Source organism: uncultured Lutibacter sp. (assembly GCF_947493565.1).
Lineage (GTDB): Bacteria > Bacteroidota > Bacteroidia > Flavobacteriales > Flavobacteriaceae > Lutibacter > Lutibacter aestuarii.
The window spans coordinates 174,254-192,151 of the sequence record NZ_CANLRG010000005.1 but is presented as its reverse complement, the minus strand read 5'-3'; the positions used below and the strand labels follow the sequence as shown (position 1 = coordinate 192,151).

At 30.3% G+C, this 17,898-nt stretch carries 19 protein-coding genes; 15 read left to right on the top strand and 4 right to left on the bottom strand.

Features of this window, described 5'->3' with window-relative positions:
* Positions 1 to 4 precede the first annotated feature (4 nt).
* Positions 5 to 880, bottom strand: coding sequence for a 4-hydroxy-tetrahydrodipicolinate synthase (gene dapA, locus Q0714_RS07940; RefSeq protein ID WP_298264041.1), 876 nt, complete (start codon positions 878 to 880; stop codon positions 5 to 7).
* Positions 880 to 1,401: a hypothetical protein gene (locus Q0714_RS07935; RefSeq protein WP_298264040.1), complete on the bottom strand. Its 522-nt coding sequence runs from the start codon at positions 1,399 to 1,401 to the stop codon at positions 880 to 882. The genes dapA and Q0714_RS07935 overlap by 1 nt, the downstream gene beginning before the upstream one ends.
* A gap of 52 nt (positions 1,402 to 1,453) precedes the next feature.
* On the opposite strand from Q0714_RS07935, the gene Q0714_RS07930 reads away from it, so the two are divergent.
* The 4 genes from Q0714_RS07930 to Q0714_RS07915 are packed head-to-tail and all read left to right on the top strand — an operon-like array spanning position 1,454 to position 4,622.
* Positions 1,454 to 2,206, top strand: a complete 753-nt coding sequence (locus Q0714_RS07930) for a 5'-nucleotidase C-terminal domain-containing protein (protein WP_298264039.1) — start codon at positions 1,454 to 1,456, stop codon at positions 2,204 to 2,206.
* Between the two features lie 5 nt (positions 2,207 to 2,211).
* Positions 2,212 to 3,123 (top strand): bifunctional UDP-sugar hydrolase/5'-nucleotidase, encoded by a 912-nt coding sequence (locus Q0714_RS07925; RefSeq protein WP_298264037.1) that lies wholly within the window; start codon positions 2,212 to 2,214, stop codon positions 3,121 to 3,123.
* A gap of 14 nt (positions 3,124 to 3,137) precedes the next feature.
* Positions 3,138 to 4,178: a GMP reductase gene (locus tag Q0714_RS07920; protein ID WP_298264035.1), complete on the top strand. Its 1,041-nt coding sequence runs from the start codon at positions 3,138 to 3,140 to the stop codon at positions 4,176 to 4,178.
* A gap of 57 nt (positions 4,179 to 4,235) precedes the next feature.
* Positions 4,236 to 4,622: a DoxX family protein gene (locus Q0714_RS07915; protein WP_363317282.1), complete on the top strand. Its 387-nt coding sequence runs from the start codon at positions 4,236 to 4,238 to the stop codon at positions 4,620 to 4,622.
* Here the strand turns inward: Q0714_RS07915 and Q0714_RS07910 are convergent.
* Positions 4,602 to 5,279: a lysoplasmalogenase gene (locus Q0714_RS07910; protein ID WP_298264033.1), complete on the bottom strand. Its 678-nt coding sequence runs from the start codon at positions 5,277 to 5,279 to the stop codon at positions 4,602 to 4,604. The two genes, Q0714_RS07915 and Q0714_RS07910, sit on opposite strands and share 21 nt — an antisense overlap.
* 15 nt (positions 5,280 to 5,294) lie before the next feature.
* Positions 5,295 to 7,184 carry a hypothetical protein gene (locus tag Q0714_RS07905; RefSeq protein ID WP_298264032.1) on the bottom strand — a complete coding sequence of 630 codons (1,890 nt, stop codon included), beginning with the start codon at positions 7,182 to 7,184 and terminating at the stop codon, positions 5,295 to 5,297.
* A 241-nt stretch (positions 7,185 to 7,425) separates the two neighbouring features.
* Here Q0714_RS07905 and Q0714_RS07900 point away from each other — a divergent pair, with 241 nt between their 5' ends.
* The 11 genes from Q0714_RS07900 to Q0714_RS07850 all read left to right on the top strand — a co-directional run bounded on the left by Q0714_RS07900 (position 7,426) and on the right by Q0714_RS07850 (position 17,895).
* Positions 7,426 to 9,669: a molybdopterin-dependent oxidoreductase gene (locus tag Q0714_RS07900; RefSeq protein ID WP_298264030.1), complete on the top strand. Its 2,244-nt coding sequence runs from the start codon at positions 7,426 to 7,428 to the stop codon at positions 9,667 to 9,669.
* Positions 9,666 to 10,199, top strand: coding sequence for a 4Fe-4S dicluster domain-containing protein (locus Q0714_RS07895; protein ID WP_298264028.1), 534 nt, complete (start codon positions 9,666 to 9,668; stop codon positions 10,197 to 10,199). Before Q0714_RS07900 ends, Q0714_RS07895 begins: the two co-directional genes overlap by 4 nt.
* 10 nt (positions 10,200 to 10,209) lie before the next feature.
* Positions 10,210 to 11,151, top strand: coding sequence for an NrfD/PsrC family molybdoenzyme membrane anchor subunit (nrfD, locus tag Q0714_RS07890; RefSeq protein WP_298264027.1), 942 nt, complete (start codon positions 10,210 to 10,212; stop codon positions 11,149 to 11,151).
* A 10-nt stretch (positions 11,152 to 11,161) separates the two neighbouring features.
* On the top strand, positions 11,162 to 11,686 hold the full coding sequence (locus Q0714_RS07885) for a YeeE/YedE thiosulfate transporter family protein (protein WP_298264025.1): 525 nt from the start codon (positions 11,162 to 11,164) through the stop codon (positions 11,684 to 11,686).
* 22 nt (positions 11,687 to 11,708) lie between these two features.
* Complete coding sequence (locus tag Q0714_RS07880; RefSeq protein ID WP_298264024.1) at positions 11,709 to 12,299, top strand: DUF6691 family protein; 591 nt, start codon at positions 11,709 to 11,711, stop codon at positions 12,297 to 12,299.
* Positions 12,300 to 12,314: 15 nt separating this feature from the next.
* Positions 12,315 to 12,980 (top strand): rhodanese-like domain-containing protein, encoded by a 666-nt coding sequence (locus tag Q0714_RS07875; protein ID WP_298264022.1) that lies wholly within the window; start codon positions 12,315 to 12,317, stop codon positions 12,978 to 12,980.
* Between the two features lie 18 nt (positions 12,981 to 12,998).
* Positions 12,999 to 13,616: a rhodanese-like domain-containing protein gene (locus Q0714_RS07870; protein WP_298264021.1), complete on the top strand. Its 618-nt coding sequence runs from the start codon at positions 12,999 to 13,001 to the stop codon at positions 13,614 to 13,616.
* Between the two features lie 314 nt (positions 13,617 to 13,930).
* Entirely contained in the window at positions 13,931 to 14,920 is a 990-nt protein-coding gene (locus Q0714_RS07865) for a rhodanese-like domain-containing protein (protein WP_298264020.1), read from the top strand.
* 46 nt (positions 14,921 to 14,966) lie between these two features.
* Complete coding sequence (locus tag Q0714_RS07860) at positions 14,967 to 15,968, top strand: rhodanese-like domain-containing protein (RefSeq protein WP_298264018.1); 1,002 nt, start codon at positions 14,967 to 14,969, stop codon at positions 15,966 to 15,968.
* A gap of 117 nt (positions 15,969 to 16,085) precedes the next feature.
* Positions 16,086 to 17,132, top strand: coding sequence for a porin (locus tag Q0714_RS07855; protein WP_298264017.1), 1,047 nt, complete (start codon positions 16,086 to 16,088; stop codon positions 17,130 to 17,132).
* 109 nt (positions 17,133 to 17,241) lie between these two features.
* On the top strand, positions 17,242 to 17,895 hold the full coding sequence (locus tag Q0714_RS07850) for a Crp/Fnr family transcriptional regulator (RefSeq protein WP_298264016.1): 654 nt from the start codon (positions 17,242 to 17,244) through the stop codon (positions 17,893 to 17,895).
* The last annotated feature ends 3 nt before the right edge of the window (positions 17,896 to 17,898 follow it).

Below are 17,898 nucleotides of genomic sequence, written 5' to 3'. Positions count from 1 at the left end.
AATACTAATAATTATCTATAAAATTTGCTAATTTTTGGTGTAATTTTGAAGTTGCATTTACTAAAGGTAAACGCACATTTTCTGAACAAATTGAAATTTTTTGCAATAATGCCTTTATACCAGCCGGGTTTCCTTCTTCAAAAATATAATCTATACTATCCATAATTTTATAGTGCAATTTATTAGCTTCACCTACATTTCCCTGTAAACCAAGCTGTATCATTTCTGAAAAATCTTTTGGAAGCCCTTGTCCAATGACTGAAATAACACCTGATCCTCCAGCTAAAGTCATAGGTAAAGCAATCATATCATCTCCTGAAATCACCATAAATTCTTTTGGTTTATGTTGAATTAAACGCATTGCTTGAACGATATCTCCTGCAGCTTCTTTAACAGCTACTATATTTTCAAAGTCATTTGCCAGTCTAATAATTGTAGCTGGTTCAACATTTTTACCTGTTCTACTAGGCACATTATATAAAATAATTGGTAATGGACTAGCCTCAGATATTGCTTTAAAGTGCTGGTAAACACCTTCTTGTGTTGGTTTATTATAATATGGAGAAACTGAGAGTATTGCTAAAAATGCAGTTAAATCTGTTGTTTTAATTTCATTAGCAACAGCCAGTGTATTATTTCCTCCAATGCCTAATACTAATGGCAGTCTTCCATTATTAACTCTAATAATAGTATTTTTAACTTGTTCCTTTTCTTCAGCTGTTAAAGTTGCTGGCTCACCTGTAGTTCCTAAAACAACTAAATAATTAATACCATTGTCAATCTGATGGTTTACTAAACGCTCTAACGCGTTATAGTCTACCGATTTATCTTCATTAAAAGGTGTTACTAAAGCTACTCCGGTCCCTAACAATTCTTTCATTATATTTTATTTAAAATCTCTAAATACTTCTTTAACTCTTTATTAAATAAGGTAATTTCAGTTGGTTCGCATTTAATTATTAAATCGTAAAATCTATTATCTAGATGTGCAAAACCAACTTTAAATATTACTTTACAATGCAATAATAATAAGTTGGTATATAAGTTTTCAACTTTACTATAGTTTATTAACAAATCGTATTTTTTTGTTAAAATTTCTTTTAGCCATTCGGTTTTAATTTTTCCATACCAGCCAAAATCTTTTGGGGATATACTATTTTCTACAACTTCACTTTTAGCCTTTTTTGATTTAACAACAAGTATTTCAATACTATCTTTTGAAATAGAAAAAAGTTGTGACAATTCATTTACAACGGCATCTTTCAAAGAAGAATCATCAATAACAACCATAATATTTTTTACTTTATTTGAAGTTGTTTTAGTTGAATTTTCTGTTAATTCTGCTATTCTTTTGTTGAAAAATATTTGATTGGTTTTTCGTTTGAATCCTGTAAAAATCATCTATATTTACGGTTGATTCACAAAATTAATTAAAATCATTAGTATTTCAACAATGAAAAAATTTATTATTTCATTTTTTACACTTTTACTTGTAATTAGCTGTAAAAATGAACCTCAACATTTGGTTAAAATTGAAGGAAAATTACTTCCTGTTAATGAAAAATTAGAATCTGTTAAAGAAATTGAAGTTTTTATTCAACCTTATAAAGAGAAAGTCGAAAAAGAAATGAATACTGTTCTTTCCTATACTAAAACAGATTTAGTTAGAACAGATAGTCAACTAGAAAGCAGCTTAGGAAATTTAATGGCAGATTTATGCTTTGAAAGAGCCAACCCCGTTTTTAACTCAAGAACTGGAAAAAATATCGATTTTGCTATGTTTAACTATGGTGGAATTAGAGCAGGAATTACTAAAGGAAATATAACTACCGAAAATGCTTTTAATTTAATGCCTTTTGAAAACAGTTTAGTTGTTACTGAATTAACTTATGAGAAAATAAATGAATTAGCTCAATATTTAATCAATGGTAAAAGAGCGCATCCAATTTCAAAACAAGTTAATTTAGTAGTTACCAAAGATGGTTTTGATTTAAAAATCAATCATAAAACAATTGAAAAAAATAAAACTTACTTTGTGTTAACATCAGATTATTTACAAAACGGTGGAGACAATATGGTTTTCTTTAAAGAACCTGTTACACTTCATAAATTAGATTACAAAGTAAGAAATGCAATTATTGATTATTTTAAAGAAATTGATACTGTAAAAGTTAAATTAGACGGAAGATTTAGAAAAGAGATTTAAAAATTATGGAAAGAAGAAATTTTATAAAACAATCAACGGCTGCTACAGCTTTTGTAACATTAGGTGGTTTATCCCTTCAATCATTTGCAAAAGAGAATAAAAAACATATTACTATTTTACATACAAACGACACGCATAGTCATATTGAACCATTTCCTAATGATCATTATAAAAGTCCAAATCAAGGGGGTGTTGCAAGACGTGCTACTTTAATTGATAGTATAAGACAAGAAAATCCTAACACATTATTATTAGATGCTGGTGATATCTTTCAAGGAACACCATATTTTAATTTTTATGGAGGCGAATTGGAATTCAAGCTTATGAGCATGCTTAAATATGATGCTGCAACTATTGGCAATCACGATTTTGATAATAGTATTGATGGATTATACAAGCAACTACCAAACGCTAAATTTGATTTTTTAATAGCTAATTACGATTTTAAAAACACTATTTTAAACACCCATGTAAAACCATATAAAGTTTTTGAAAAAGATGGAATTAAAATTGGTGTATTTGGTTTAGGTATAGAATTGGAAGGATTAGTTGACCCAAGAATGTACAAAGAAACAGTGTATCTAAACCCTATTGAAATTGCTCAAGATATGAGTCGAATTTTAAAAGAAGATAAAAAATGTGATTTAGTAATTTGTTTATCACATTTAGGATATCACTACAAAAACGAAGCAAAAATTAGCGATTTAGTTTTGGCTTCCAAAACAAAAGATATCGATTTAATTATTGGGGGCCACACACACACTTTTCTACCTAAACCTACCATTACAAAAAATAGCATTGGAGAAAATGTATTGGTAAATCAAGTAGGTTGCTATGGTTTAAATGTGGGTAGAATTGATTTTTATTTTGACGCCGATCAAAATAAAGCAAGTAAAGGAAAAAGCATCATTGTATAACTCAAATTATTAAAATGCGTATAGAATCAGATTTAAAATTAGGCTTTAAAGATGTAATGATTCGTCCAAAAAGATCTACATTAAACTCAAGAGCACAAGTAACCTTAGAAAGAAATTTTACATTTTTACATAGTAATTACCAATGGAAAGGTGTACCAATTATGGCAGCAAATATGGATACCGTTGGTACTTTTGAAATGGTTAAGGCATTAGCCAAACATAAAATATTTACTGCAATACATAAACATTATACGTTAGATGAATGGAAACACTTTATGAATAGTGTTCCTGATGAAATGATTGATTATTTTGCTGTAAGTACTGGAACTGGCACAGCAGACTCAAAAAAATTAACCAACATATTTAGTCAGCATCCACAAATTAAATTTATTTGTATTGATGTGGCTAATGGCTATTCTGAACACTTTGTAAACTTTGTAAAAAAAACAAGAAAACAATATCCTGATAAAGTTATCATGGCTGGAAATGTAGTTACTGGTGAAATGGTAGAAGAATTATTACTTGCTGGAGCCGACATTATTAAAGTAGGTATTGGTCCTGGATCTGTATGTACAACTCGTGTTAAAACCGGCGTTGGCTATCCACAATTATCTGCAATTATTGAATGTGCAGATGCAGCACACGGGTTAGGTGGTCAAATTGTATCTGATGGCGGATGTAAAATACCTGGTGATATTGCCAAAGCTTTTGGTGGCGGTGCTGATTTTGTTATGTTAGGAGGTATGTTAGCTGGACATACTGAAAGTGGTGGTAAGACTATTGAAATTGATGGAACAAAGTATAAACAGTTTTATGGTATGAGTTCTGAAACCGCTATGAAAAAACATGCAGGTAGCGTAGCCAACTATAGAGCTTCTGAAGGAAAAACAGTAGAAATTCCTTATAGAGGAACCGTTGAAAATACTGTTCAAGATTTTTTAGGTGGTTTACGCTCTACTTGCACTTATGTTGGAGCTAGTAAGTTAAAAGAACTCACTAAAAGAACTACTTTTATAAAAGTACAAGAACAGCATAACGAAGTTTTTTCTAAATAAAAAGAAAGCTTTATTGTAATTATTTAAAACTTTTTCGTCTAAACGAGAAAGTTTTTTATGATGAAAAAACACCTATTAGTTACCATAAGAATTATAATTGCTGTTATTTTAATCCAAACTCTTCGCTTTAAATTTACTGCACATCCCGATAGTGTTTATATTTTTTCAAAGGCAGGTATGGAACCTTATGGAAGAATAGGTATAGGTATTTTAGAATTAATAGGAGCCATACTCATTTTAATCCCAAAAACTGTTTGGGTTGGAGCAATATTAATCTTAAGTGTTATCAGTGGTGCAATATTTATACACTTTACCCTACTTGGAATTGAAGTTAATAATGATGGAGGCACCCTCTTTTTTATGGCTATAAGTACCTTTATATTAAGTAGTATTGTTTTATGGAATGAACGTAAAAATTTGCCATTAATTGGCAAAACTTTTTAGTTCAGCCTCCTCTACCTGTTCGCAAACCATTGATTTATAAATTAAATATTGTGCCGAAACATACGTAATCATTACAATTATTTCAAAAAATAATGAAGATTCATAAAATTTATTGATGGCTAATATAGAGTCAGAAATCATAAAAACAATAGCTCCAAATAACATCCATAAAGATTCTTTCGTTTTTTTAGTACTATAGTCTAAGAAAGATACCATTCCAAAAATTGAAATAGTTATTCCATAAATTACAACGGGAACTAACAATTCATTTAAAGCATTTTTAATTAAAAAAATTAAGCCTGTTAACACAATAAAAAATGGAATAGCTGCTAGTAAAGCTTTTAAAAAAGACGCTTTTTGTATTCTTTTAATAACAATACTTATAAATAATATATGTGCAACTAAAAATGAAATTAAACCTGCTTTAAAAGTAAAATCTCCTGAATAAATTAAAAACACATCTCCAAAAAAAGAAAAAACTAACGCAGTTGAATACCATTTGTTTCTATCTACCACAGAATTTGAATATAAAAACAATAGAGATAAAAGTATCAAAGGTTTAAATAAGAAAATTAAACTTTCTATTTTAAAAGCGATTCCAATAATATCTAAAATTGAAACTAGCAGAAATCCAATTAGAGCTATTTTTTTAATCATAATCTAAAGCAATTATTACCATGTTGGCAATATACAACTTTTATCTAATTTTTTCAATAATGGCTGAATACCAGTAATTAAACTTTGTTTCATCTCCTTAGAGTCTTCTTTATGACATTGTAAACAAGCTCCAACTAACAACAATTCTTGTTGCTCTTTTACAGTAAATGGTCTAAAATCTGTTCTAGTAGAATTAACCACATTTTTATCCACTTCTTTTAAAAAAGGAATCCAAGCATCTTCAGGTAAACCATCATTTGGATTTAATTCATAGGCTGGAGTAAAACTCCATGTTCCAACACCTTCACTAATTTTATAAATTAATTCACCATTACCATAACCTAAAGTAGCTGGGTTGGTATGACAACTTTTACAATCTCTAACTTTAGCAGTAGTTGTATGAGGCGAGTTTGGTGCATATAATCTATGAAAAGAAACATCTTCTCCTAACTCTTTTCCAGAATAACTACCCTTATCAATCGTTAAAATCATTCCAGGAACGGCAGGTTCAATATGTATGACTTCCGAATTTTCTCGAACTCCCATAGCTGGTAATGATGATGAAAACTCTGCTACAAATTCTTTCCATTGTCCTTTGCCATACTTTCTATCTAACAAGTCAAAAGCTCGTGGTTCGTTTTTATCATATTCATTATGGCAGCCTATACAACGTGTAGTCCAAGAAGAATGGCAAGTTGCACAACTTACATTTTTATGTGCATTATCTCTTGAACAAACCTCTGATTGTGGATTTAAAGGGTGCAACTCTCCATCTCTCTTTCCAATTAAAAAAGCATTTCCAAGCGAATCAACAAATGTATTTACTAATGGGTGCCCTCCTTTTTTAACTGCAACTATCTCTTTATCTGAATGTTTATAATCTCTGTGTAAAAAAACCAATAAACTTTCCGCATCTAAAGAATCATAAGGTACAGTATTGGGTTGCTCTTTAAAATGACAATCTGAGCATTGTACTTTAACAGCTTGTTCTTCATGAATATAACGCTTACCATCGCCCATTACTTCATGTGAAGAATGACAATCTATGCATAACATTCCTTTTGTATGGTGTACATCTTCTCCAATATATTTATAAACTCTTTTATCTTCTATTACCTTAAATCCATCTTTAGCTATCACTTCACTTTCATCTAGCAGTGTTTCTTGAAATCCTTCATAATTTGTTGAAATTCTACTAGATCGACTATGGCAACCAAAACAATGTTCATTGGTTACAAAAATATCAGTTGCTGGGTGAAATTGAGGTAATTCCTTTTTATTTGAAGTTAAATAAGTCTTTAAATCTTTTATTGCTTCATCAGAATAATTTAAATGACAAGCATTACAACCTCCACCTCTACTCAACTGTGTTATTGGTCCAAATTCTTCTTTTTGTGCTCCTAAGTGACAATTTGCACATAAATCTCTTAAATGTTTATCTGAAGCTGAGTTTTCAATTAATTGAATGTGGTATCTACCATTTGGGCTATCAGCTTCTCCAAAAATATATTTATCTACAGCCACCAAACCACTATTAGTGGTCATTAAAGAGTTTTCAATCTTGTTTAATTCATTTGGATGGCAAACTCCACAAGTTGCTTTAGCATCTTTTAAATTCCCTGGAATTAGAACCATTCCTTTATGAGAATCATCCTTATCCATAGTGTTTGGATTTCCTAAATGACAACTTATACAACCTATTAATTCTGGATTATGGTAATTAGAATATCCCTTGGTATTTTGATGACACTCTAAACAAGTCTCCTTTTCAATAGTTTCAATTTTAACATAATTATCTTCTTTTATTATTTCTTGTTGAAGCTTAAAATTTTTAACAAAAAATAGAGCTACAATTAAAATTGTAACTACCAAAAAAAACCAAAATTTAGAGTATTTTAATTTCATAAATAGAGCGTTTGTACAAATTTACAACAATTTAAAATGTTAGCTTTTTTTACTAAAAAATGTAATTAACTGATAACCAATCAAGGAGTTTAGTTATGCTACTTTTGTTACATATAAATATATGATTTTCAAGCTATTAATGTAACCATTGTTACTATTTTACGCCATTTTTAATGACATTTATCATACTATAAAAATACATCTGTAAATACCTTTACACAAGAAATAAATAATTAAACTTATGACTACTTCAAGAAGAAAATTTATTAAAATTTCTGCATTAGGTTTGGGTGGTGTAGCAGCTACTACAAGTGCACTAAATATGTTTGGTGCAAACTCATATTTAGATGAGCTTGTAAAACAAAATGTTACCAAAAAATTTAAGAGAACTCCTACTTATTGCGAAGTTTGTTTTTGGAAATGTGCTGCTTGGACTTATACCGATGAAGAAGGTAATATTCAAAAAATTATTGGTAATGAAAATGACTCACATTGCTACGGACGTTTATGTCCAAGAGGAACTGGTGGTGTTGGAATGTATAATGATGAAGATCGATTAAAAACTCCTTTAATTAGAACAACTATTAATGGAGAAGAAACGTTTAGAGAAGCCAGTTGGGAAGAAGCTCTTGATTTAATTGCTTCAAAATTTAGCAATATTAAAGAAAAATATGGCCCAGAAGCTATTGCCTTATTAAAACATGGGTCACCTGGAAAACATTTAGAACATTTATTTAAAGCTTTTGGATCAGACACCATCGCAGAACCAGCTTATGCACAATGTAGAGGTGCTCGTGAAGCAGGTTTTGCATTAACCTATGGATCTTGGGTTGGTTCACCTGAACCAACTGACATTAGAGACACCAAATGCTTAGTGTTAATTGGATCTCATATTGGTGAAAACATGCACAATTCTCAAGTGCAAGAAATGTCAGATGCAATTGATAATGGTGCTACAATCATTACAGTAGATCCACGCTTTTCAACAGCAGCTAGCAAATCAAAACATTGGTTAGCTATCAAACCTGCTACAGATATAGCTTTAATGCTTGCTTGGATGAATGTAATTATTGAGGAAGGTTTATATGATAAAGAATATGTTGAAAAATACACTACAGGATTTAATCAATTAAAAGACCATGTGAGTACTTTTACTCCTGAATGGGCTTATGGAATAACAACTATAAAACCTGAAGAAATTAGAAAAACTGCTAGAGCAATGGCAAGTGCTTCTCCATCAGTTATTATACATCCAGGACGCCATGTAAGTTGGTATGGAGATGATACTCAAAGAGCTCGTTCAATAGCTATTTTAAATGCTTTATTAGGTTCTTGGGGTCGTAGAGGTGGTTTCTACTTTAAAGAAAGTATTAAAGTTCCTAAATACCCTTCACCAAAATACCCTCATCCTAAGTGGGATTGGAAAAATATTGGAGAGAAATATCCTGTAGCTCAAATGGGTATTACAAGTGAAGTTATTAAATGTTCAATCCCTAGTAAAGATAATAAATATCCTATAAAAGCTTGGATGGTTGCCGGTACTAATATTACCAAATCTATTCCAGAAAAAGAAATGCTTGAAAAAGCAATGGATGAATTAGAATTTATGGTTGTAATGGATACCATGCCGATGGATGTTACTGGGTATGCAGATGTAGTTTTACCTGAATGTACTTATTTAGAACGTTATGATGATATAAGATCTGCAACTAATAGAGAGCCTTCAATTGCTGTTCGAGTGCCAGCTGTTAAACCAAAATACGATTCTAAACCGGGATGGTGGGTAGCAAAACAAATTGGAGAACGTTTAGGTTTAGGTGACTATTTTAATTATGATGATTATGAAGAAGTAATTGAATGGCAGTTACAACAAATGGGAACCTCTTTAGACGAAATGAATAAAATTGGAGTGAAAAATTTTTCAAGAACATCGGGTCCATTATACTTAAATGAAAATGAAGCCTATCATTTTCCAACAGCTAGTGGTAAAATTGAATTGTATTCTCAAGAATTAAAAAATTTAGGTTTTGACCCATTGCCAAATTACATAAAACACCCAGAACCTCCACAAGGCTTTTACCGATTAAATTATGGTAGAGCTCCAATGCATACATTTAGTAGAACAGCTAATAACCCTAATTTAAACGATTTAAAAAGTGAAAATAATTTATGGGTGAACCCAAAAGTTGCTAGAATTTTAGGCTTAAAAACAGGGCAAGAAGTTTGGTTAAAAAATCAGGATGAAATTACTTCTAATTTCCCAATTAAAGTTAGAGTTACGGAAAGAGTTCGTTGGGATTCTGTTTATATGGTTCATGGTTTTGGACACACCAATAAAAAATTAAGTCGCGCCTTTGGAAAAGGTATTAACGATACTCAACTAATTTCAAAAGTAGCTATCGACCCAATTATGGGTGGGACTGGTATGAGAGGAAATTTTGTATCAATTTTAACTGAAAATCCACATAAAAATATTGAGTTATGAGATATGCAATGGTAATTGACACCTTAAAATGTGTTGGATGTAGCGATTGTGTAGTTGCTTGTCAAACCGAAAATAATGTTCCTATTGGATACTGTAGAGATTGGATAACCGAAACTGTTAACGGTGCTTATCCAAGTATAGAATTAGAATTAAAATCTGAAAGATGTAATCATTGCGATAATGCTCCTTGTGTAAGATGCTGTCCAACAGGTGCTAGTCATCAATTAGACAATGGCATTGTATTAGTTACGGCTGATGAATGCATTGGATGTGGTGCTTGTATAGAATCTTGCCCATACGACGCTCGTTACCAACACCCTGATGGTTATGTAGACAAATGTACATTCTGTCATCATAGATTAGAAAAAGGACAACTTCCAGCTTGTGTATCTGTTTGCCCAACTAAATGTATGTATTTCGGGGATTTAGATGATCCAAATAGTGAAGTTTCGCAATTGTTAAAAAATAGAAAACATAAAACATTGGCTCCTGAAGCAGGAACTAAGCCTCAAGTTTATTATTTAATATAAATTAAAAATTATGCAAGAAGAATTATTTACAAGTGGAAGAAATATTCCAAATATAGATCCTTCATTACAAATATGGCACTGGCCAATATCTGTATACTTATTTTTAGGAGGCTTGGCTGCTGGATTACTGTTTTTTGCAGCATTAATTACTGTTTTAAAAAAGGACAAAGAATATCCTGCAGCGGTTAAGTTTGCATCAATTGTATCTCCAATTGCTTTAACATTAGGTTTATTGGCTTTATTTTATGATTTAACTCACAAATTATATTTTTGGAGATTATACACAACTATCAGAATTGAATCTCCTATGAGTTGGGGTGCTTGGGTATTATTAATCATTACCCCTATTTCATTTTTATGGGTATTTAGTTATTATACTGAATTATTTCCTAAATGGAAATTGAAGTTTAATTTTTTAAACACGTTCGAAAAATTCCTTCAAGAAAATAGAATGAATATGGCGATAGCTTTAATTCCATTATCAATTGTACTAGGTATTTATACAGGAATATTATTATCAGCTTTTAATGCCAGACCTTTGTGGAATAATGCAATACTAGGTCCATTATTTTTAACATCTGGTTTATCAACAGGAGCAGCAACCATTATTTTATTAGCTAAAAACGCTAAAGAAAGACATCTTTTCAGCAAAATTGATTTAGCCCTTATTGTTATTGAGTTAGGGTTGATAATCCATATGCTGATGGGAATGTACGCTGGTTCTGAAGTACAATTAGAGGCCATGCAACTATTAGTTGGAGGTGAGTTTACTCTTATGTTTTTTGGCTTTGTAATTATTTTAGGACTTATAGTTCCCGCTATTTTAGAACTAACAGAATTAATTGGGTACAAAGTACCAGTTGCTGTGCCAGCAATCTTAATTTTAATAGGTGGTTTAGTTTTTAGATTTGTAATGGTAGAAGCTGGACAAATAACTAGATACTTATATTAAAACAAATATTATGAATATTCAAAAAAATAAACATACATACTGGAATCCATACTTTGGTGGTTTTCTTCTAGGAATACTTATTCTTTTCACTTTTTATATGACAGGAAGAGGACTAGGTGCAAGTGGCGCTATGAAAAGTGGTGTAGTAACTATTGTTGATGCATTGGCTTCAAACCATGCAGAAAACAATGCCTACTACAGTAAATTTGTAAAAGATGAAAAATCTCCCTTAAACTCTTGGTTAGTTTTTGAAGCTTTAGGCGTTTTAATTGGAGCTTTTATTTCGGGTGGATTGGCCGGTAGAATTGGCTGGAGAACTCAACATTCACCTAAAATAACTAAAAACAGAAGATTGCTATTTGCTTTAGGTGGTGGAATATTATTTGGTATTGGTGCACAAGTTGCTCGTGGTTGTACAAGCGGTGCTGCTTTAAGTGGTATGGCGGTATTATCAACAGGTGGTTTTATAACTATGCTTGCTATTTTTGGAACAGGATTCTTAGTAGCATATTTCTTTAGAAAAAATTGGATTTAATAATTAAAAAATAAAAAAATATATGGGACCTTTAATTCCTAATGGAGTCATACCTTATGAGTGGAACAACATAATAGCAATTATCATTGGAATTGTTTTCGGATTTGTTTTAGAAGCATCAGGGTTTTCTTCTTCACGAAAATTAGCAGGAGTATTTTACGGATACGATTTTGCAGTGCTTAAAGTGTTTTTTACTGCTGCATTAGTATCACTTATTGGTATTTTATATATGGATTACCTTGGTTATATAAATATGGAGCAACTATATGTTCACCCAACCTATTTATGGGGAGCAATAATTGGAGGCGTTATCATGGGAGTAGGTTTTGTTTCAGCTGGTTTTTGCCCTGGAACAAGCTTATGTGCTGTTGCCATTGGAAAAATTGACGCTATAGTTTATGTAATTGGTATTATGGTAGGAATATTTATTTTTTCTGAATTATATACCGTATTTCAACCACTCTATGAAGGTTATTTTTATGGTAATATAACTTTAATGGATTCCTTTGGTATCAATCGTTATTGGTTTGTATTTGTTTTTACTATAATTGCAATCCTTGCCTTTGTAATTTCAGATTTAATCAGAAAAAGAAGAAAAAAAATATTTTATTAATTTAAAAAAATTAGAATGGTTAATAGAAAAGTAGCAAAAGTTTTAACTTTTAGATATAAAATACTCGCTGGCATATTTTTATTACTAGCTGCAGGTTTAGTACTACTTCCAAAGTACGAAAAACATGAAGGAATAAAGCCTGAAGAATTATTGAGTAATGCTATAAGTCCAGAAAGATATATTTCAACTGATGAATTAGCAAATAAAATTATAAATCAAGATCCATCATTTATAATGATTGATGTTAGAAATGAGAACGAATTTAATAAATACTCAATCCCTAATTCAATAAATATTCCATTAAAAAAATTATTAGATGAAGATGCTATTGGATATCTTAATCAAAATCAGTATGATGTTATATTTATTTCAAATGATCACTTTTACGCAGATCAAGCTTGGGTATTGTGTAATAGATTAGATTATAAAAATTTAAGAGTTCTAAAAGGTGGGATCAATAATTGGTATTTAACAATTATAAATCCTACAAAACCTACTGAAAATATGCCAGCAGAAGATTTTGAACTATATTCATTTAGAAAATCTGCGAGTATGTTTTTTGGCGTAGTTTATCCAGAACAGCTTAAAATAGAAAAAAAACCTGAAGTAAAAAAAGTAACTCCAAAAAAGGTAATTCCAATTAAAAAGAAAAAGAAAATGCCTGTTGAAGGAGGTTGTTAATTGTTAAATATCTATTATATGAAAGAATTAGAAAAAACTAAACGAATATCTATAGCTTCAGTACTTTTTATACTTGTAGTACTTATTGGACTTTTAACGTATAAAAGACCAAAACATATGTATGCAGTAAATTCTAAAACTACTTTAGAAAATATCACCACTGAAAATTATTTAATTTCCCTAAATGAAATTGAAAACTCAGATGTTATTTTAATAGACATTAGAAATCAATATGAATTTGAAAAAGGACATTTAAACAATGCCCTAAATATGTATGCTCCTGAAATTTTAAATGAAGAAAATACAGGTATTTTAGAAGAGTTAAAAAGCACAAATAAAACCATTATAATGTATGGAAATACTCCTGAAGAAGTAGTGGTTCCATTTATGATTTTACATCAATTAGGATATCAAAACCTAAAAATTGCAACTATAAAAAACAGTTACAGTCAAAACAAATTAATCACACAAAATATAGTTGTTGAAAAATCGGAAGCCGATATAAACGCATTTATAAGCGAATCCATTAAAAAAGCTGCTTTACAACCAAAACCAACACCTAAAGTTATTAAAACTCCTAAAAAAATTATTCCAATTAAAAAGAAAAAGAAAATGCCTGTTGAAGGCGGTTGTTAGTTTTTAATTATTGAAAAGCTGTTTTTTAAAAAACAGCTTTTTTTTTAAACTTACTTAAAAAAATTCCATCGTTTTGTTATTCAAAACCTATCAAAATAATACTTCCAAAAACAAAGTCATTCCCACTTTCAAAAAAAATAAAAAAATCATACTTAACTTTTTAGTTATCAGATAGTTAATTATGTTACTAAAGTTACTGTAGAGAATAAATATATATAACTTAAAAATGACAATTATCATAAAAACACATGTCATTGGTACTTAATTTTATAGTATAAAACAAACATTAATTACTGAATTAAAATTAATACACGATGAAAAAATTAACATCATATTTAGTACTACTTTTTATAACAGCTACCTTATTTAGTAGTTTTAAAAGTAATCAACAACAAGAAAATAACCCTCCAACAGAATTTGAACTTTTAGTTCAACATTTAGAGGCAAATGGAAACTTTATAAACAGTAATCATGCACCTGCAATTGTATTAGCTGATGAAATTAAAGAGAACCTAAAAAATAAAGAATATTTAGTATTAGATATTAGAAGTGAAAGCTGGTTCGATTATGGTCATATAAAAAATGCCAAAAATGTAAAAGGTCCTGAATTACTTAATTATTTTGAAAACGAAATTACACCTTCTGATTACAAAAAAATAACTATCGTATGCTATTCAGGACAATCTGCAGCTTATTATGCAAGCCTTTTAAGACTTTATGGTTTTGATAATGTATATAGTTTAAAATGGGGTATGAGTTCTTGGGCTGAAGAATTTGCTCAAAATATTTGGGTAAAAAATTCTAAAAATGATTTTGCTGATCAAGTTGAGAAAACTGCCAATCCAATGCCAGAAAAAGGTGAATATCCTACATTAAATACAGGTAAAACAGAAGCTTCTGAAATTTTAAAAGAAAGAATTAGAAAAGCCTTTGAAACACCTTACAAAGAGTTTATTACAAAAGTAGAAGATGTTTTTGCAGCTCCTGAAAATTTCTACATAATAAATTATGTGAATGAAGAAAAATATAATTTCGGACACGTTCCTGGCGCTATCAAGTATGAACCAAGAACATCTCTTTCATCAACAACTAATCTATATACTTTACCTACAAATAAAAAAGTACTAGTTAGCTGTGATACTGGACAAACAGCAGCTTATGTAGTAGCTTATTTAAATGTTTTAGGATACGATGTTGCTAATTTAGCGTATGGCGCTAATAGCTATATGAATAAAAATCTAGTAGAAAAAAACTGGAATGGCTTTAGCAGCAGTGAGATAAAAAACTTCCCTGTAGTAGAATAAACAACGCTTTTAAGCAATCAATTATACAAATCAAAACAAACAAATCATGAAAAAACTATCATTATTTTTAATAGGATTATTCTTAATTCCATCACTTTTTTTAACCTCCTGTGATAAAGGAGATGATCTAAATGTGGTATCAGCTCCTGCTTTTACACTTATGAAAGATTATTTGATTACAAATAATATGGATATTAATCAAATTATTACAAATACAGACGGTGAAAAATTTGTAACTGCCCCTCCTGCAACAGCTGCAGATGTTCCTGCATTTATCGCAAAATATACTATTCTAGATATTAGAAGCGCTGATGCATTTGCTGCTGGTCATATAGAAGGTGCAAAAAACATAGCATTTAAAGATATATTAACTGAAGGAGCTGCTGCTAGCAAACCTGTTCTAATGGTATGTTATACTGGACAAACTGCTTGCTATGCAACAGCTTTAATGCGTATGTATGGATTTTCACATACCCAAGCTTTAAAATGGGGAATGTCTGGTTGGAATGCAACTACTGCAGGACCTTGGAATGGAAAAATTGGGGTTGAAGAAGCTAAAGGACACTCAAATTGGTCTTATGGTGGAGCTCCAACAAATAATGTGTTTAGTGACCCTTCATTTACATCTTTATCAACTGATGGTGGAACAATTCTTAGAAAAAGAGTGGAAGATGCTGTAGAAGCTGGTTTTAAAACAGTTACTGGAACAGATGTTTTAAACAATCCAACTAATTATTATATCAACAACTACTTTTCTGAAGCAGACTACTCAGGATTTGGACATATTGATGGTGCTTACAGAATTTTACCTTTAACCTTAGCTGATAATAGCTATAAAGGCTTAGATCCTGCAACCAATGCAAAAGTGGTAACCTACTGTTATACAGGGCAAACCTCAGCTGTGGTTACCGCCTGCTTAAGAGTTTTAGGATATGACGCTTATAGCTTAACCTTTGGTATGAATGGTTTATACAATACAAATTCTGCATTTAGCTCAAACCAATGGGGAGCTGATAGCAAGCCTAAAGATTTACCATTAGTTCAATAAATAATCTAAAAATTAAAAATTTAAAGCCCTAAAATCTAATTCATAAATATAATTATTTGCATTCTTTAGCAAATACTAAGTAACCTACTTTTTAGGGCTTTTAAAAAACTAAACAATATGAAAACAAGAATTTTATTAATATTCATCGCACTATTTGCTTTTACAACTAATAGTTCTTTTGCACAAGGTTGCGAAGACGATGCTCCAGCCTCTAGTACTTCAGGGGTACCATCAACAAGTAATATGACTTTCTTCGGTTATATACAACCAATGTTTGAATCTCATTTTACTGATGCAAACGAAAATACCTTCAAATTTAAAAGAGCTAGATTAGGAGTACGTGGTAGAGTTAATCGTTCTTTCTCTTACTATGTTGCCCTAGAAACTAGTGACTTTGTATCATCAGATGGCAATGTTTATTTATTAGATGCCTTTATTACTTATGATAAACATGAGTGGACAAAATTTTCAATGGGATCATTTAAACAGCCTTTTGGTTTAGAAGTTACTACTGCTTGTCATGCCTTAACAACTATTGATAGAGCTATTGTTTCAGATCAATTAGTAGCACCTCAAAGAGATTTAGGGGTAATGATGTTAGGTGGAACTAGCAAAACAAAATTTCGCTACTCTTTAGCTTTAATGAATGGTAGAGGTTTAGGTGTTAAAGACAACAACACTAAAAAAGATGTTATTGGTAGAGCTTCTTATAAATTATTCGATTTTTTAACTGTAGGAGGTAGTTTTAGATATGGTTACCCTAATAATAACGACTTAGACAGAACCACCTATGGAGCTGAATTTTTAGTAAACTATAAAGATTTTGCTTTACAAGGTGAGTATATTTATGATGAAGGTGATTATAACAGAGCTGCTGATGGTGGTTGTGGATCTACTCCATTAGAATTAGGTGAAAAAAGAGCAGGTGCTTATGTAATGGCAACTTATAATGTAAATGAAAAATTACAACCTGTTTTTAAATATGAATACTTTGATCAAGATTTAGATATTAAAAAAGTTGGATACCAAGAAATGATGACTTTAGGTGTAAACTATTTTATAAATGCTAAAACAAGATTACAAGTTAACTACCAAAACAAAATTGAAACTGGATTAAGCATTGATAATGATGCTTTATTAATGCAACTTCAAGTAAGGTTTTAATTAATTAAGTAATTATTTGAGGAAAAGCTCCTAACAATTATGTTAGGAGTTTTTTATGTTTTTTTTCGTATTTTTGCTAAATGGAATATTCTCCATTTAAATATAAAATATGACAACAGATAAAGATATTTTAAGAAGTAAATTGAACGATTATTATTCATCAATTTTTGAAAAAGAATTGATTGATGAAATTGTTGAAAATGGTATTTTTAGAACCATTAGTAATGGGGAAATGTTAATTGATATTGATGATAAAATGACCCATGTTCCTTTGATACTTAGTGGAGCTGTTAAAATTATTAGAGAAGATAAAAATGGAGATGAAATAGCACTTTATTTTTTAGAAAAAGGTGATACATGCGCTATTTCATTTATAAATTGTATCAACCGCAGTAAAAGCATGTTTAGAGGTTTAGCTGAAAAAGAAACTGAAGGCATTTTTATTCCTGTCAGTTTAGTTGATGAATGGCTAAAAAAATATAAAACTTGGCGTTACTTTATTGTTGATAGCTACCATATGCGACTTATAGAAATGGTAGAATCTATTGATAGTTTAGCTTTTATGAAGTTAGATAATAGATTATTAAAATATTTAACAGACAAGGTTAAAATAATGAAAGAAAACACTTTAATTATTACTCACCAAGAAATAGCAGATGATATTAACACCTCTAGAGTAGTAGTTTCAAGATTGTTAAAACAGTTAGAAAACGAAGGTAAAATTAAAATTAGACGTAATAGAATTATAATTGATAATATCTAAACC

Bases quoted from the DNA above. Each gene is read 5' to 3' on its own strand.
- Q0714_RS07865 (WP_298264020.1), top strand. From the start codon at position 13,931: ATGAAAAAATTAACATCATATTTAGTACTACTTTTTATAACAGCTACC.
- Q0714_RS07900 (WP_298264030.1), top strand. From the start codon at position 7,426: ATGACTACTTCAAGAAGAAAATTTATTAAAATTTCTGCATTAGGTTTG.
- Q0714_RS07925 (WP_298264037.1), top strand. From the start codon at position 2,212: ATGGAAAGAAGAAATTTTATAAAACAATCAACGGCTGCTACAGCTTTT.
- Q0714_RS07905 (WP_298264032.1), bottom strand. From the start codon at position 7,184: ATGAAATTAAAATACTCTAAATTTTGGTTTTTTTTGGTAGTTACAATT.
- Q0714_RS07885 (WP_298264025.1), top strand. From the start codon at position 11,162: ATGAATATTCAAAAAAATAAACATACATACTGGAATCCATACTTTGGT.
- Q0714_RS07910 (WP_298264033.1), bottom strand. From the start codon at position 5,279: ATGATTAAAAAAATAGCTCTAATTGGATTTCTGCTAGTTTCAATTTTA.
- nrfD (WP_298264027.1), top strand. From the start codon at position 10,210: ATGCAAGAAGAATTATTTACAAGTGGAAGAAATATTCCAAATATAGAT.
- Q0714_RS07855 (WP_298264017.1), top strand. From the start codon at position 16,086: ATGAAAACAAGAATTTTATTAATATTCATCGCACTATTTGCTTTTACA.
- dapA (WP_298264041.1), bottom strand. From the start codon at position 880: ATGAAAGAATTGTTAGGGACCGGAGTAGCTTTAGTAACACCTTTTAAT.
- Q0714_RS07870 (WP_298264021.1), top strand. From the start codon at position 12,999: ATGAAAGAATTAGAAAAAACTAAACGAATATCTATAGCTTCAGTACTT.
- Q0714_RS07895 (WP_298264028.1), top strand. From the start codon at position 9,666: ATGAGATATGCAATGGTAATTGACACCTTAAAATGTGTTGGATGTAGC.
- Q0714_RS07850 (WP_298264016.1), top strand. From the start codon at position 17,242: ATGACAACAGATAAAGATATTTTAAGAAGTAAATTGAACGATTATTAT.
- Q0714_RS07915 (WP_363317282.1), top strand. From the start codon at position 4,236: ATGATGAAAAAACACCTATTAGTTACCATAAGAATTATAATTGCTGTT.
- Q0714_RS07880 (WP_298264024.1), top strand. From the start codon at position 11,709: ATGGGACCTTTAATTCCTAATGGAGTCATACCTTATGAGTGGAACAAC.
- Q0714_RS07935 (WP_298264040.1), bottom strand. From the start codon at position 1,401: ATGATTTTTACAGGATTCAAACGAAAAACCAATCAAATATTTTTCAAC.
- Q0714_RS07860 (WP_298264018.1), top strand. From the start codon at position 14,967: ATGAAAAAACTATCATTATTTTTAATAGGATTATTCTTAATTCCATCA.
- Q0714_RS07875 (WP_298264022.1), top strand. From the start codon at position 12,315: ATGGTTAATAGAAAAGTAGCAAAAGTTTTAACTTTTAGATATAAAATA.
- Q0714_RS07930 (WP_298264039.1), top strand. From the start codon at position 1,454: ATGAAAAAATTTATTATTTCATTTTTTACACTTTTACTTGTAATTAGC.
- Q0714_RS07920 (WP_298264035.1), top strand. From the start codon at position 3,138: ATGCGTATAGAATCAGATTTAAAATTAGGCTTTAAAGATGTAATGATT.